Source organism: Sphingomonas sp. 2378, assembly GCF_038084995.1.
Classification (GTDB): Bacteria; Pseudomonadota; Alphaproteobacteria; order Sphingomonadales; family Sphingomonadaceae; genus Sphingomonas.
This window is the reverse complement of the sequence record NZ_JAXCMJ010000065.1, coordinates 1-14,746: the sequence shown is the minus strand read 5'-3', so window position 1 is coordinate 14,746 and position 14,746 is coordinate 1. Positions and strand designations below refer to the sequence as shown.

At 65.6% G+C, this 14,746-nt stretch carries 7 protein-coding genes and 2 pseudogenes; 6 read left to right on the top strand and 3 right to left on the bottom strand.

The features are described from left to right. Positions 1–139 precede the first annotated feature (139 nt). Positions 140–1,503, top strand: a pseudogene (locus tag SM191_RS18470) (inorganic phosphate transporter). Between the two features lie 494 nt (positions 1,504–1,997). On the opposite strand, the gene SM191_RS18465 reads toward SM191_RS18470, so the two are convergent. After that, positions 1,998–3,572 carry an alkaline phosphatase D family protein gene (locus SM191_RS18465; RefSeq protein ID WP_341507483.1) on the bottom strand — a complete coding sequence of 525 codons (1,575 nt, stop codon included), beginning with the start codon at positions 3,570–3,572 and terminating at the stop codon, positions 1,998–2,000. Between the two features lie 270 nt (positions 3,573–3,842). On the opposite strand from SM191_RS18465, the gene SM191_RS18460 reads away from it, so the two are divergent. From SM191_RS18460 to SM191_RS18450, 3 genes and pseudogenes are all read left to right on the top strand, one after another. Continuing rightward, the gene (locus SM191_RS18460; RefSeq protein WP_341507482.1) at positions 3,843–6,245 is read left to right on the top strand and encodes a TonB-dependent receptor; all 2,403 of its coding nucleotides are present in this window, start codon (positions 3,843–3,845) and stop codon (positions 6,243–6,245) included. Positions 6,246–6,260: 15 nt separating this feature from the next. Further along, positions 6,261–6,677 (top strand): annotated as a pseudogene (locus tag SM191_RS18455) (recombinase family protein); the annotation flags it as partial. Continuing rightward, the gene (locus SM191_RS18450) at positions 6,677–7,975 is read left to right on the top strand and encodes a glycosyltransferase (protein WP_341507481.1); all 1,299 of its coding nucleotides are present in this window, start codon (positions 6,677–6,679) and stop codon (positions 7,973–7,975) included. The pseudogene SM191_RS18455 and the gene SM191_RS18450, both read left to right, overlap by 1 nt. Before the next feature lie 125 nt (positions 7,976–8,100). On the opposite strand, the gene SM191_RS18445 is transcribed toward SM191_RS18450, so the two are convergent. Continuing rightward, a complete protein-coding gene (locus SM191_RS18445; protein ID WP_341507480.1) occupies positions 8,101–8,481 on the bottom strand; it encodes a phosphatase PAP2 family protein in 381 nt (126 codons plus the stop codon). Between the two features lie 118 nt (positions 8,482–8,599). Next, positions 8,600–11,281, bottom strand: a complete 2,682-nt coding sequence (locus tag SM191_RS18440; protein ID WP_341507479.1) for a TonB-dependent receptor — start codon at positions 11,279–11,281, stop codon at positions 8,600–8,602. 110 nt (positions 11,282–11,391) lie between these two features. On the opposite strand from SM191_RS18440, the gene SM191_RS18435 reads away from it, so the two are divergent. Continuing rightward, a complete protein-coding gene (locus tag SM191_RS18435) occupies positions 11,392–12,273 on the top strand; it encodes a DUF6528 family protein (RefSeq protein ID WP_341507478.1) in 882 nt (293 codons plus the stop codon). Then, positions 12,270–14,615: an ROK family protein gene (locus SM191_RS18430; RefSeq protein ID WP_341507477.1), complete on the top strand. Its 2,346-nt coding sequence runs from the start codon at positions 12,270–12,272 to the stop codon at positions 14,613–14,615. Before SM191_RS18435 ends, SM191_RS18430 begins: the two co-directional genes overlap by 4 nt. Positions 14,616–14,746 lie beyond the last annotated feature (131 nt).

Sequence of the window (14,746 nt, the reverse complement as noted above, 5' to 3'; positions counted from 1 at the left end):
CCACCCCCATTCAGGGCTCAAAATGCGTTCGCCGCGCGAGCATCGCGCACTGGTTTCTGCAACCGCTTGAACCCGTCCGGTGAAACGGGGGCCAGATCACCCCGCCCTGCCCCCGGGCGAGACGGACACACCCCATCGTCTGGACGGCAACCTGCATCCAGCGGGACGCTGGGTCTTCGCCGCCCTCCTCGCTGGCGGCCTCGCCTACGCCGGTGTCAGTATTCTGACCGACACCCAACAGGTCGGCGAGCAACTCGCGCTCGGTGCCTTCGCCTTCCTCGCGCTGGCTACGCGATGATCTTTGCGCTGCTTTTCGCCGCGATCGGCTGGAACCTCGCCACCTGGTATGTGGGCCTGCCCAACTCCTCCAGTCACGCGCTGATCGGATCGATCCTCGGCGTGGGGTTCGCCAACCAACTGCTGTCGGGTGGCCCCGGCGGCACGTCGGGCGTCGATTGGGGTCAGGCGCAGAAGGTGCTGGCAGCGCTACTGTTTAGCCCGCTGCTCGGCTTCGTCGCGGCGTTCATCCTGCTGCTCGTCTTGAAGCGGCTCGCGCCCGACCCGGCGCTGTACCGCGAACCGGCTGCAGACCGGCCACCGCCGCGCGGCATCCGTGCGCTACTGATCTTCACCTGCACCGCAGTCAGCTTCGCGCACGGCGGCAACGACGGGCAGAAGGGCATGGGGCTCATCATGCTCATCCTGATCGGTATCGCGCCCACGGCCTATGCGCTGAACCGCACGGTTCCGGAAAGCGCGACGCCGGCCTTCGTCCAGGCATCCGACAACGCGGAACAGGCGTTCCGGCGCCTGGCGCGAGGGACGACGATATCGGTCGATGGCGCTCGCGCCACGCTTACGCAGACACTGCGCGACCGACGCATTGCAGCGCCCACGACCTATGCCGCACTGGCGACGCTGTCCGACGACGTCTCGCAGCGGATCGCGGCCTATGGCTCGCTCGGCAAGGTTCCCGCCGCGGCGACACCCAATTTGCGCAACGACATGTATCTCGTTCTCGACAGCGCCACGCTGGTGAAGAAGGACGAAGGCGCGCGACGCGCCATGAGCGCGGCCGAGGTCGACGCCGTCGGCACCTACGCCGATCGGTTGCAGCAAGGCACGCGGTACATCCCGTTCTGGGTTAAGGTCGCGGTCGCGCTGGCGCTCGGCCTCGGCACGATGGTCGGCTGGCGGCGCATCGTCGTGACCGTCGGCGAGCGCATCGGCAAGACCCACCTGACCTATGGCATGGGCGCCTCTGCGGAACTCGTCGCGGCATCGACTATCCTGCTTGCGGAACGCTTCGGCCTGCCCGTCTCGACCACGCACATCCTGTCGTCGGGCGTCGCCGGAGCGTCGGTCGCAAACGGGGCCGGCCTGCAGACACGAACGGTGCGAAACATGGCTCTGGCTTGGGTTATGACGCTGCCTGCGGCGATGACGCTGTCCGGCTTGCTCTATTGGGGCCTGCTGCGCATGGGCGCGCTGATCAGCGGATAGCCGCATATCCGTGGATCCGGGTCGGCTATCGGCACGGGCTTGGCGCGATGGTTCGCAAGTACCCATTGGCGGGATAGAAGAAGCTTGCTCGCTCAACCAAGCCGCCGGCCGTGGCTCCGCCTCGCCTGCCACCGCCGGGATGGCTGGCCGGTCGAATTCTGGCGATATATTCTCAGGCTGTGAGGCCGCTGAGCGTCTTGAGGCGGCGGCAAAGTTGTATGCGGCTATTAAGATTGGCAAGATGCGTCCGCAGTTGATCGTGACCCTTGGCGCAAGCTAATCGACGCGCTGGCGGTTGCTGTCCTGAGCCTGTTTAATAGCCGTCCTTCGATGCGCCCGCTAGACGTTGGCGGCGACCTTGGGCGGCCGCCCGACGCCGTGGCACCAATCCTGTGCCGATGATGCACCATCAAACGCCGGGATCCAATTAAAGAACCACCCCTTCATTCCACCCGCGACACAACCTTCCGGGCCGTCAGGCTCCCCCCATTGGCTTACGCCTTGGTCAAACCGGGGCGCCCCGCCTCGACCGAAAAGCGTGCCAGATCGAGGGCCGTCGATCGCGGGTCGCGCGGATTGTCGAGGCCGCGGAAGGTTACGTCGCATCGCGCGGGCGTCAGGTCTATCCGGCCGTAACCGCGTACGAAATTCTCTGCGAAGTGAAAGCCCGGGGTCCGCGCGGCGGTCGATTTGAACAGCGGGTCCTCGTTCAATGAGGTGATCGAGCCGCCGACGAACTCCGAGGCGATTGGCTGCCCGTCCGGACGGGCGGGATCGTGCAGGTTGGAAGCGGCGAAGGCGTGGATGTCGCCGCTCAGCACGATCGGGTTCGGCGTCCCCGCCTGAACCCAGCGACGGAAGATACGGTCACGGGCGGCCGGGAACCCCTCCCAGCGGTCGACCGAGTGGAACACCGCTCCCTTGTCGGGCTGTTTGGGGTCGATCGTCCGAAAGGGCGTCATCAGCGTCTGCTGGGCCAACAGGTTCCAGCGCGCATGTCGTCCGGCCAGTTCCCCGTCCAGCCAGCGTTCCTGCCGTTTGCCCAACATGCTGAGCTTCGGGTCGTGGCGCGCGGGACAGTCAGCGACCAGATAGTCATAGTCGCGCCTGCCGTTCGCGTCCGGCGCGGGCTGGCATGGGCGGTCGTCGCGATACTGCCGGTCATCCAGCAGGGCGATGCGCGCCAAGCGCCCCCAGTCGAGACGACGATACAGCCGCGCCCAAGGGCCATCGGGGCGCGAGGCGCGTCGCAGCGGCATGAATTCCCAATAGGCCTGATAGGCCGCCGCCCGGCGGGCAAGGAATGTCGCCGGATCGCCATAGCGCTGGTCCCAGCGACCGGCATAGTCGTTGGCAACCTCGTGATCGTCCCAGATCGACATCCAGGGCGCGGCGGCATGCGCTGCCTGGAGCAGCGGGTCGAGCCTGTAGCTGGCATAGCGCGCCCGGTAGCCGGGCAGGTCGAACGGCTCGGGATTGACGTGCGGGCGCAAGGCCTTGGGGTTCGGCGCCCCCTCGTAGATATAATCGCCCAGAAACAGGATCAGGTCGGGATCGTCCGCCACCGCATGGGTCCAGGCGGCGTAATGGCCGACCTCGTATTTCTGGCAGGATCCGAAGCAGATGCGCATCCGATCGACAGCGGCGTCCGGGGCGGGTGCGGTACGCGTGCGGCCGACCGCACTGACCTGGCCCAGTGCCTGGAAGCGATAATAATAGTCGCGGCCCGGACGCAGGCCACCGACCTCGACATGAAGGCTATGCCCGTCCTCGGGTCCGCTCCGTACCTCGCCTGCGCGCACGATGCGGCGGAAGTGCGCATCCTCGGCCACTTCCCAGCGCGCCGGCACCCGTGCGCGGCCCATGCCGCCCAGCGGATCGAGGGGCTGCGGGGCGAGGCGGGTCCACAGTACGACCCCATCTGGCCGGGGCTCTCCCGATGCCACGCCGAACGAGAAGATCGCCTCCGCCGGCCCGCGCATCAGCGCCATGCTGCCGGGGGCGATGACGAAGGGCGCGACCACGAGGGGCGCCCCGATGATCTGTCGACGCGTGACGCGAGATGCCATGGAACTGCAACCCCCGAACGAAGAATGGCGACCGCATAGGTCCGATTTCGACGCCCCGCCAGAAGCTTTCGTCGCGTTGCGCTGCGCAAGTTGGAAAATCTCGGCGATCCGGCGGTAGTGTCATGAAACCGACCGGGTAAATGTCATGAAAGTGACTTTGCCCCTGCTTATCGCCGCCGGAATTGCGAGCAGATCATCTGCCCGGGGGGATCGTAAATGATATCGAACACTTTGCGCGGCCGCGGCCGCACAAGCCGGATGGTTGCGTCCATGCTGCTGACGGGTGGAGCCTTCTGGGCTTTGCCGCTTCATGCGCAGGTCGCCGCCGCAGCCGATACTGCCGCCGCCCAAACCGGCGAGCAGGCCGATGCCCAGGCGACGGAGACTGGCCAAAGCGATGTCGTCGTCGTCGCGCGCCGTCGGGACGAGCATGTCCAGTCGGTGCCGATCCCGGTGACCGTCATCACACCCCAGGAACTGGCGCGGCAGAACCTGGTCAACTTCACCAATTTCCAGACCAAATTTCCGTCCTTCTCGGTCTATCTGACCAACCCGAAGCAGCTGAACCTCGGCGTTCGCGGCATCGGCAACAACGGTTTCAACACCGATGGCATCGATGCCTCGGTCGGTGTGTTCGTCGACGGCGTCTACAATGCCCGGCTGGGCATGGTGTCCAACGACTTCAACGATATCGCCGATGTCGAGCTGCTGCGGGGGCCGCAGGGGACGTTGTTCGGCAAGAACACCACGGCGGGCGCGGTCCTGATCAACACGCTCAAGCCCAGCTACCAGTTCGGTGCCGCCACCGAATTCACCATCGGCAACCAGGGTTTCCGCCAGATCAAGGGCAGCGTGACGGGCCCGCTGGTCGACGGCAAGCTGGCGCTGCGCATCTCGGCCTTTGCCAGTGGGACCGATGGCTATTACCACAACATCTACAATGGTGGCTGGCAGAATGCTCGGGCTGGCGAGGGCGTGCGCGCGCAGGTGCTCGCCAACCCGACCGAGGATTGGACGATCCGCCTGATCGGCACCCATGCGACCCAGGATTTCCCATCCATGGGGCCGATCACGCTCGGCATATACAACCCTGCGGCATTACAGGCGCGCATGGCGGCGGGGGGCTATACGCTGCTCGTCAGTTCCAAGGAAAAGCGGGAGATGAATATCGATTCCCCGCTCAACGCCCAGACCAAGACCGACGCGCTCAGCCTGCAACAGGATCTGGACCTTCACGCGCTGGGCACGATTACGTCGATCGGCGCGTGGAGCCGCTGGTCCTGCTTCACCAACAACGACAACGACTATACGCAGTTGGATGCGATCCGCGACTATGGCTCGTGCAACCGGGTGCAGCAATGGTCGCAGGAAGTGCGCTGGGCCTCGACCACCGGCCATCCGCTGGAGGGGCTGATCGGCGGCTTCTTCTCGCGCCAGCAATTGGACGTGGATTCGCGCATCCGGTTCGGGTCGCAATATCATCTCTGGGCCGGCAATCCGAACGCGACGCTGTTCGGGACCAACTCCGCCAACGGCCTGATGTGGGGCAAGGGCGGATGGGCCACGGCGCTGACCGGGGCCGGGTTCGACAGCCATGCGGTGTTCAATACGAAGACCAGCGCGGTGTTCGGCCATGCGACCTGGCATCCCGATGACGCGCGCCGCCTGGCCTTCGACCTGGGCCTGCGCCAGACCTGGGAGCGAAAGCGGATGCGCTATGACGGCGTCATCGCCAATCGTGGCGCCCTGAACATGGACCAGCTTCTCGCCCTGTCGCCCAGCGGCGCGAATGCCCAGCTCGGGTCGGCGGCCGACGCCATCACCGACACGTCGCTGTCGGGCGAGGTCGGCGTCAACTTCAAGCCGGTGCCGACCGTCATGTTCTACGTCACCGCCGCGCGCGGCTACAAGTCCAAGGGGTTCAACCTCCTCCCCTATAATGCGACCAACCCCGACAAGGGCATCGCCACCGCGATCGCACTGGGCGCGGGCCAGCATATCAACGGCGAACAGGCTGACAATATCGAGGCGGGGATCAAGACCGAGTGGTTCGATCGCCGGCTGATCTTCAACCTGACGGCCTTCCATACCTATGTGAAGAACTATCAGGCGAACCAGTCGATCGGCGTCGGCAACACCGCGACCAAGTTCCTGGCCAATGTCGGGGCACTGGTGTCGGAGGGCGTCGAGGGCGAAGGTGAAGCGTTTATGGGCCCGCTGCATCTGAAGGGCTTTCTGGCCTACAATCGCGCAGTCTACGCTTCTTTCGCCAATTCGGTCTGCCCGGCGCAGTCGAGCGCGACGACGTGTGACCTGACCGGGCGCCAGGTGGCCTGGGCACCTAAATGGACCGCCAACTTGACGGCCGACTATACCCATCGGGTCTCCGACCGCACGGCCGTCTATGGTCTGGTCGACGTCAATTGGCGGACGCGACAGAACACGACGATCACGCTCGACCCGGCGGCGGAAATTCCCGGCTACGCGTTGACCTCCGCTCGGGTTGGCCTGTTGCTGGACGACAAGCGGCTGGACGTTCAGCTCTGGGTCGAGAACCTGCTCGACAAGGCCTATTATGTGAACCTGCTCGGCGTGACCAAGTCGACGGGCATTTTGCAGGGCTATCCCGGTGCGCCGCGAACCTTCGGTGTGACGATCCGCGGACGGCTCTGAGATGCTGGAGACACGTTCTGCGTCGTGCGCCTCGACCGGCTCGGCCGTTCGCTGAAGGAACTGCTGGAGACGAGCGACATGTTCAAGGCCCGCGGTCTGGCGTTCCGATCGCTGGAGGTGCGCCTGGATACGTTGTCGGCCGCTGGCGAGTTGGTGTTCCACGTCTTCGGTGCCATCGCGCATTTTGAACGCCGGCTGATCTTGGAGCGCACGCGCGAAGGCATCGCCGCTGCCTGCGCAGGCGGCGAGGTGCCGGGACGGCCGACGCTGGATACCGACAAACTCGCCTCCGCCCTGAAACTGGTCGAAGCGGCTGTCCGTCCCGCGCAGGCTGCGAAGCAACTCGGGCTTGGACGATCAACCCTCTATCGGGAACTGGCGCTTCTACTGGATACGATGCCGGTTACGCCTGCGCTGGAGGAAATGTCCTGATGGCTCGCGTTGTTCTGGTCACGATCGGCTCACTCGGAGACCTGCACCCGTTCATAGCGATCGGTCGAGCTTTGATCGCGCAGGGTCACCGCGTCCTTTTGGCGGTGCCCGAAGACGGCGTCGCCAAGGTCCGTGCCGCCGGCCTCGATGCCGCGCCGATCCTGCCAGGCTACGCCGACATCTGCGCACGTCTGGGCATGAGTCCGGAAGAGGCGGCGGGCAGGGTTCTCGGAGACACGAATTTCGTCGTCGACCAGATCCTCATCCCGTCTCTTCGATCGAGCACGGCAGCGCTGGACGAATTATCGGCGGATGCCGACGTGATCGCCGGTTCGGTCTTCGCGCTTGCCTCCGAGATTGTCGCGGAAAAGCGTAGCCTGCCTCTGGCGTCTGTCGTGCTTCAACCCATGACGTTGTTCTCGGCGTGGCAGCCTCCCGTGGCGCCACGGTTCGAGATCATGCGGCATCGGCCGCGCACCGCCATCGGTCGGGGCTGGAACCGGACATTCTACGCCCTCGCGCGCATCGCCCTGCGTCGGCGTCACGCCCGGCAGATCGATGATGTCCGTGCCGCACACGGTCTTCCTCCCAGCCAAGGTGCCCCCATGCTGGATCATGGGCCGGTCACAGCTGCTTTCATATGCTGCTGGTCGCAGGCGTTGGGCAAGCTTCCACCCGATGCCCCCCGTCACGCGATCCTGACGGGCTTTCCCTTCTTCGACAGCGAGAGCGGCGCCGATGACGAACTGGCCGTCGAAATTCAAACCTTCCTCGACGATGGTCCTCCGCCGCTCGTCTTCACCCTGGGATCGTTCGCGGTCGCTTCGGCCGGCCGGTTCTATGATGAGGCGGCTGCGCTCAGCCGTGCCCTCGGCAGACGAGCGGTGCTGCTGACCGGGCAACCGGGACCACCGCGTCGCGATGGCGACTGCCTCATCATGAATTATGCGCCACACTCGGCTGTTTTCCCCCGTGCATCTGCCATCGTTCATCATGGCGGCATCGGGACGACTGGACAGGCATTGCGTGCGGGACGCCCACAGATCGTCGTTCCCCACTTCGGCGATCAATTCGACAATGCTGCACGATTAAAGGGGGGTGATGTGGGTGCCACGATCCATCGCGACAGGTTCAAAGTCGGACAAGCCACAAACATCGTGTCGCACATATTGACTGATCCGGCGATAGCGGATGCAGCACGCCGGGCGGCAACGATCATTGCGAGAGAAGACGGCGCGGCAGAAGCCGCACGACACATCGCCGGCTTGGCGCTGACATCGCCACGGGCAATCCGCTGACATCGACTTCGAAAACTGACATTCGGTGAAATGAGCGCCAATCACCTTCCCAAATACCATCCTTGTGAGAACGGGCCGGCCTTCCCGTCGGCCGTTTCCAAACAGGAAGCGTTCGCCCTCCCCCTTCACTCCGGTTCGCGAGCGAGTTCCTGGCGCGCGATGTCGAGATCGTGGCGGAAGGCCGCGTCACCATGTAATCGCGCAATTACAGCCGCGGCGGCCTGCCGGCCTGCCGCGACCGCGCTGGCATTGTGCGCGCCGCAGATCACGCGGCTGTCGCCATAGTCGCGGGCCTGCGCCAGCAAGGCCGTGGCCCGCGTGGGGATCAGTTCGGCCAGGATGAGCGAAACCGAGGTGCCCCAACCCGTATGCCCCGAGAGATAGTCGAAGCTGGGTTCCAGCGCCGCACGCGGCTGGCACACCGGACCATCATCGACCAGGAAAGGACGCCGCCGGGCATAGACCGGCTTCACCGTATTGACTGCCGCGGCGACGTCTCCGCGCATCTTTGCGAGCAGCTTCGCCAGCGCGGGCGTTGCCGCGGCCGACAGGGTGCGGCCGGCCGCCGGGCTTGCCAGCAACAGGGTTGATGCAACAAGATCGGCAGCAGGAAGGCCCGTCGCATCAGTATCGCACCAGCGCGCCGATATAGAAGGCGCGGCCGTTCTCGATCTCTTCCCGCAACAAGCCGAAATTCGGGCCGAACATGCGTTGCGGGCGGAAGTCGGTCAGGTTCTTGCCCTGCGCGACGATCGTCCAGTGACGGCTGAGCGTCAGGCGGAGCTGCGCGTCGAACAGGTCGCTGGTGGCATAGCGCCGGTCGCCGAGCGGGTCGGTCGTCGATACCGAGTAGAGTATCGGCGACAGATGGTTCCACGCGCCCTGCACCGTGACCGGCCCGGCGGTGTAGAACAGCTTGACGTTGGCGACGGTGTTGGCGCTCTCGAACAGCCCCGACAGGCGACGGCGGGTCACATTGTCGGACAGCGTCACCTGGGGCGGCGTGGGATCGAGCAGCGTGACATTGGCCGACGCGCCCAGTCCCGCCAGCGGACCCGGCAGGAACGGCATCCGCGCCACGACCGCGTTCAGTTCGATACCCTGCACCTTGGCGCTGCTGGCATTGACCGGGCGAATGCGGGTGACGAGTTGCTGCGTGCCGTCGAACAGCTCGGTCGCCGGGTTGCGGATGATAATGATCTCATCCTTGATGTCCTTGCGGTACAGCGCGGCGGAGAACAGTACGTCGCGATTGACGTAATATTCCAGGCTCAGGTCGTAATTGTCCGAGCGGCGCGGCTTCAGGTCGGGATTGCCCGAGGTGATGCTGATCGCACCGGTCGAGCTGTTGACGTTGACGCTCTCGCGCGCGGCGAGGTCGTCGTAATTGGGGCGGCCGAGCGTCCGGCTATAGGCGGCGCGGAACCGCAGCCGGTCGGTCAGGTCCCAGTCGAACTGCGCGGAGGGCAGCCAGTCCTGATAATGCTGACCCTGCTGTCCCCAGCTATAGGTCGCACCGCGCAGGCGATAGGAGCCAGTGGTCAGCGTCGTATCCTCGAACCGCACGCCCGCCGTGAGCCGCGCCGTGCCGAGCGCGTAGCGCGCCATCAGATAGCCCGCGACGATATTCTCCGTTAGGTTGTAATCGGATTGCAGGCTGTTGCCCGTATTGGCCGAATTGGCGGTGAAGCCGCTGCGATTGGCCGTGAAAAAGGATCGCGCCGCGCCCGGATCGACGAACAGCATCGTCTGTCCGCCGCCATTGTACGGCCTATAGGTCTCGGGCGCGATCACCCCCGAAAGCAGATAGTTGGAGGTGGCGTTGGTCCGGTAATTGTCGAGCACATAGTCGTAGCGGCGGTCGAGGAAGCGCGCGAAAGCGCCCGTCCCGATCCCGAAGCCGCGATCCTCCGCCGCGAGGTTGAAGCCCAGATTGGCGCGGGCGGTCAGCGCATTCTCGCGCTGGTCCTCGGCGGTCGTGCCATATTCGAACTGCTTGTAGTTGGCGGCATTCGCGACATAGGCCGGATCGGTGAAGTTGAACTGCGCGAACTGGCCCGGCGTTATCGTATAGCCATAGGCCAGGCTGTTGGTGTTCGCGACGCGATAGGTCGCGAGGCGAGCGTCCTGGCTATAGGTCGCCACCGCGTAGTTGACGCCGAAATCGGCAAGGATGCGGTCGCCCGGCGTCAGTTCGCCGTGGAAATCGGCATAGCGCATCCGGCGGGTCTGGTAATATTGGACCAGATCGACCTGCGCATTGGCGTTGGCGACATTGCCGCCGGTCGCGGTGACACCGCTGAAATTGGTGTAGCGATTGGTCGCGCTCGTCACCGCCGTGTTCGCCGCGACCAGGTTGGACTGGCGCTCCTCGTCATTGGTATGACGGAAATCGGCCAGCGTCACCGCCGCCTTGAACATTTGATGATCGTCGAACTCCAGCTTGCCGAACATGCCATAGCGCTGACGGATATTGTCGTAATGCAGCCAGCGACGGCGATCCGGCGCGACAAAGGCGCTGGATACGTTGTTAGCGGGCGAGGTCAGCCGCGTGCCGGTGGACGGATCGAAGTACAGATAATTGTCGCTGGCCGAATTCACCGAGGCGGAGTCGCGCCGGAAGAAACTGCCCGCCACGACGACACCGAATTTGCGATCCGGCCCGAAGGTCGTCGAGGCGACCAGCTCCGCCTGGCCCGAGGGTCCGGCCTTGCCGCGCGTCCGCTCGAAATCCCATTTGCCGATGTCGAAGCGCCCGCCGACAAAGGCCTTGCCGCCGCCATCGAAGGCGCTGCGGGTGCGCAGATTGGCGATGCCACCGATCGCATTGCCGTTCATCGCGGCATTGACCGACTTATAGACATCCACCCGCGACGCCAGCGACGAGGGGATCACGTCGAGCGAGACGTTGCGCCGCCCGACCTCGTTGGCGGGCAGCGACACGCCGTCGATCTGGACGAGGTTATAGTCGGCGTTGAGGCCGCGGATCGACAGGAATTGCGCCTCGCCGCGCGCGTTGTTCTGGATGGTCGAGACGCCAGGTACGCGGGTCAGCGCCTCGCCCAGTCCGAAATCGGGGAGCGTGCCGATCTCGTCCGAACTGATGCTGTCGGAGATGACCGAAATCCCGCGCTTCGCCTCGATCTCGCGCACCGCCTGAAGCCGCGCGCCGGTCACGACGATATCGTCATTTGCATCCTGAGGGTCGGACGACGTGGTGGTCGGTGCGGTCGTCTGGGCCTGGATCGGCGTGGCAAAGGCCGACGAGAGCAACAGCAGGCTGCGCAAGGCCAGTGACGTCTTCATGATATTCCCCTCTTTCCCCGAACAGGTCGATCGCCTATTACTCACTATAGGTGACATATCTATGACGAAGCGGCCTGCGACGCAATCGTCATCCAATGAGGGCGAAAATCATGCGTGGATCGAGGATGTTGAGCGCGCTGATCGGGCTGTTGGCCAGCACCGGCGCGGCGGCTGCCGAGCGCCTTTATGCCTGTGGCGACGACCAGATTCGCGAATATGCCGTAACGGGCGACAGCGCGACCGAGACATGGCGGTGGAGCGCCGGCGCGGCCCGAGATCTGCCGTCCGCCTATCGGACCCGATTGCTGGCGCATATCGATGACTGCAAAGCCGTCGATGGGAACAAGGCGATCCTCGTCACCGCCTCGACCGGGGGCGTCGTGCTGATCGATCGGGCGAGCGGGAAAGTGCGGTTCCGCGCGACCGCGCCCATGGCGCATTCGGCGGACCTGCTGCCCGGCGGCTATGCGGCGGTGGCCTTGTCGATCAACCCGGCGGGCGACCGACTGGAACTCTACAAGCTGTCGCGGAGCGAGCCTCCGCTCGCCAGCCTGCCGCTGCCTTCGGGCCATGGTGCGGTCTGGGACGCGCGGCGTCAGCGGCTGTTCGCGCTGTCGCACGATCTGATTCAGGCCTTTTCGTTCGACTCGAAGGCGGCCGCGCCCCGCCTGACCGAGGCCGCCCGCTGGACGCTGCCGGGGCGACGCGACGGGCACGATCTGTCGCCGACGCCCGGAGGCGGCTATGTCGTCACCACCGATGACGGGGCATGGACCTTCGATCCCGACCGTGGCGATTTCGCGCCGATCCCGGCGCTGAACCCTAAGCTGCGGGTCAAGGCGGTCAGCGTGACGAAGGAGACGATGGCGTGGGTGCAGGCGGAGGAAAGCTGGTGGGCGCATGGCTTCACGGTCGCCGATCGCGATACGGGCCGTCAGCATCGGTTCGAGACGCCGGGGATGAAGCTCTACAAGGTCCGCTGGATTCCGTGACATGGCGCCGGGCCTGCGCGACCTATGGCACGGCCCATTTCGGCAAGAGCCTGTTGTGGAGCGGCAGCGATCTGCTGACCCTCTATCTGCTCGTCTCGGTCTACAGGCTGGACCCGATGACGGCGGGGACGCTGTTCTTGATCGGATTGGCGGCCAATGCACTGGCCGATTTCGCCGTGGGCAACCACCTTGCGCGCCGTCCCCGTCATGCGGCGCCGATCGCGGGGGTCGCGCTGCTGGTGTCGGGGATCAGTTTCCCGGCGACGGTGCTGCTTGCCCCCTATGGCGCGGCCGCGCTGCTGGCGGCGACTTTGCTGTTCCGCATCGCCTATTCCGGGGTAGACGTGCCGCACAATGCGCTGCTCACCCGGTTGGGCGACACCCCCGCCCGTGCCATCGGACTAGCGCGCGGGCGGACGGTGGGGACGGCGCTCGCCTCGCTGGTGGCGGCCGGAGCTGCCAGCGGCGGCAAGGACATGGACACCGCCGCGCTGTTGTGGGCGATCGCGGCTGGTGGCGTCCTGATCGGGGCGATGATGGTGCCGCTGCTGATCGCTTTCACGCCCCGATCGTCGGCGATCGGGGCAGAGCGGTCGGTCACGCCATCCCTGCCAGTGCCCTTTATGGCGGCCAGCGTGATCGGCATCGTCGCGCTGGGGGCGCTGGCCAAGGCGGTGCTGCACCTGCCTGGTGCCTGGCATCGTGGCGATGACGGTACGGCGATCCTGACCATGCTGATCCTGGGCCGAACCGCCTCCGCCCTACTGCCCATCCGCCTGCGCGACGCGCGCCATGGACTGACGCTGCTGGCCATGATCTATGCCATGGCCGCGTTCGTTGCGATCGGGTTCGCGTGGAATGCGGGGCTGGCGATGCTGGCCCTGCTGGGCCTGACTTTGGGAACGACGAACCTGATCGGCTGGGCGATCCTGCCGGTGCTGGGAGCGGGCCCGCGCGGTTACGGCCTCTATACCATGGTATCGAAGCTGGCGCTGGGCGCGGCGGGGCTGGCGCTGGCCGGAGGACTGGGGCGAGTGCCAAGCTTCCACGGACAGCTATATCGCCTTCGTCCTCCTGGTCGGCGCGGGCTGCGTCGTTACGGCCTTGTTGCTGCTCATACCCAGCTTGACACGATCGCCCGCGCAAGGCTTGCCAGCCGCATGAACGCGATAACCGCAGGCGATTATCCGACGCATTTCCTCCGGGAAGACGGGCGCCGCACCGCAACCGCCAATGAGCGTGTCGTGATGGACCTGTTGTCGCGTCACGGCCCGTCGAGTCGCGCCGACCTTGCCCGGATGACCGGCCTGGCCCCGCATTCGATCACCCGTCTGGTCGAGCCGCTGATCGCGCGCGGTCTGCTGCGCGAGGCGCTGCCCGTCGCAGCGGGACGCGGCAAGCCGGCCGCTAAGCTGGCCCTGGAAGGTGACGCCGCGTTCGCGGTCGGTCTGTCGGTGATGACCGACGCCGTGTCACTGGTGCTGCTCGACCTGGCCGGCCGGGTGCAGAGCGGTCGCAGCGAGCGGCTGTCCGACACCGAGATCCAGCCCGCCTGCCACCAGATCCGCCAGATGATCGACACCGCGATCACCGATGCCGGGCGCGATCGATCGACGCTGATCGGGATCGGGGTCGGCGTCACCGGCTACTTTATCGGCGACGGCGCCAGGCTGAACCCGCCCCGGCTGCTCGATCCCTGGGCACTGGTGCCGCTCGACACGATCTTGGCCGAGACGTTGGCCGAAAAGGTCTGGATCGACAATGACGGCAATGTCGCCGCCATCGGCGAGGCGATGCTGGGCCATGGGCGCGTGTCACGCGACTTCGCCTATCTTTATTTCTCCGCCGGTTTTGGTGGCGGGATCATCTCGCAGGGGCTGCCGCTGCGCGGGAGGCATGGCAATGCGGGCGAGTTCGCCTCGATCCTGCCGGCGGATTGGCCACAGCCCAATCTCGAGGCGCTGCGCATGACCTTCGACGCGCATGGCAAGACATTTCCCGATCTGCACGCGATGCTGGCCGACTTCGATGCTGGCCACCCCGCGGTCGATACGTGGCTGGACCGCTGCCTGCCGTCGCTCAACCTGGTCGCATCGGCGATTTCGGCGACGATCGACCCCGGAGCGATCGTATTGGGCGGACGCCTGCCCGCGTCGCTGGCATCGCGGATCGCCGAGCGGATACGTATCACCAATCCCGAGCGGCGCGGTTTCCACCGCCCCTCCGCCCGGATCGTTCCATCGACGATCGATGGCGATGCGGCGGCCGTCGGCGCGGCGACCCTTCCCCTGCGGGCCGCCTTCTTCGATCCGGAAGCGGGGCACGTGCTCACGGGAGACTGAGGCGTATTCTCATTACTCCATCTCACCTGGGCATCCTCCGCCCGTCTCGCGTGCCGCTCCCAATAGGAATTAGTGCGCGCGTCCGCCGAAATATCGCCCGATCGGCGTGCTAGCGTGGACCGCCAGGTACG

What these genes read in the sequence shown, in the direction of transcription:
- SM191_RS18465 (WP_341507483.1), bottom strand. Translation starts at nt 3,572, where the DNA reads ATGGCATCTCGCGTCACGCGTCGACAGATCATCGGGGCGCCCCTCGTG.
- SM191_RS18460 (WP_341507482.1), top strand. Translation starts at nt 3,843, where the DNA reads ATGCTGCTGACGGGTGGAGCCTTCTGGGCTTTGCCGCTTCATGCGCAG.
- SM191_RS18450 (WP_341507481.1), top strand. Translation starts at nt 6,677, where the DNA reads ATGGCTCGCGTTGTTCTGGTCACGATCGGCTCACTCGGAGACCTGCAC.
- SM191_RS18445 (WP_341507480.1), bottom strand. Translation starts at nt 8,481, where the DNA reads ATGCGCGGAGACGTCGCCGCGGCAGTCAATACGGTGAAGCCGGTCTAT.
- SM191_RS18440 (WP_341507479.1), bottom strand. Translation starts at nt 11,281, where the DNA reads ATGAAGACGTCACTGGCCTTGCGCAGCCTGCTGTTGCTCTCGTCGGCC.
- SM191_RS18435 (WP_341507478.1), top strand. Translation starts at nt 11,392, where the DNA reads ATGCGTGGATCGAGGATGTTGAGCGCGCTGATCGGGCTGTTGGCCAGC.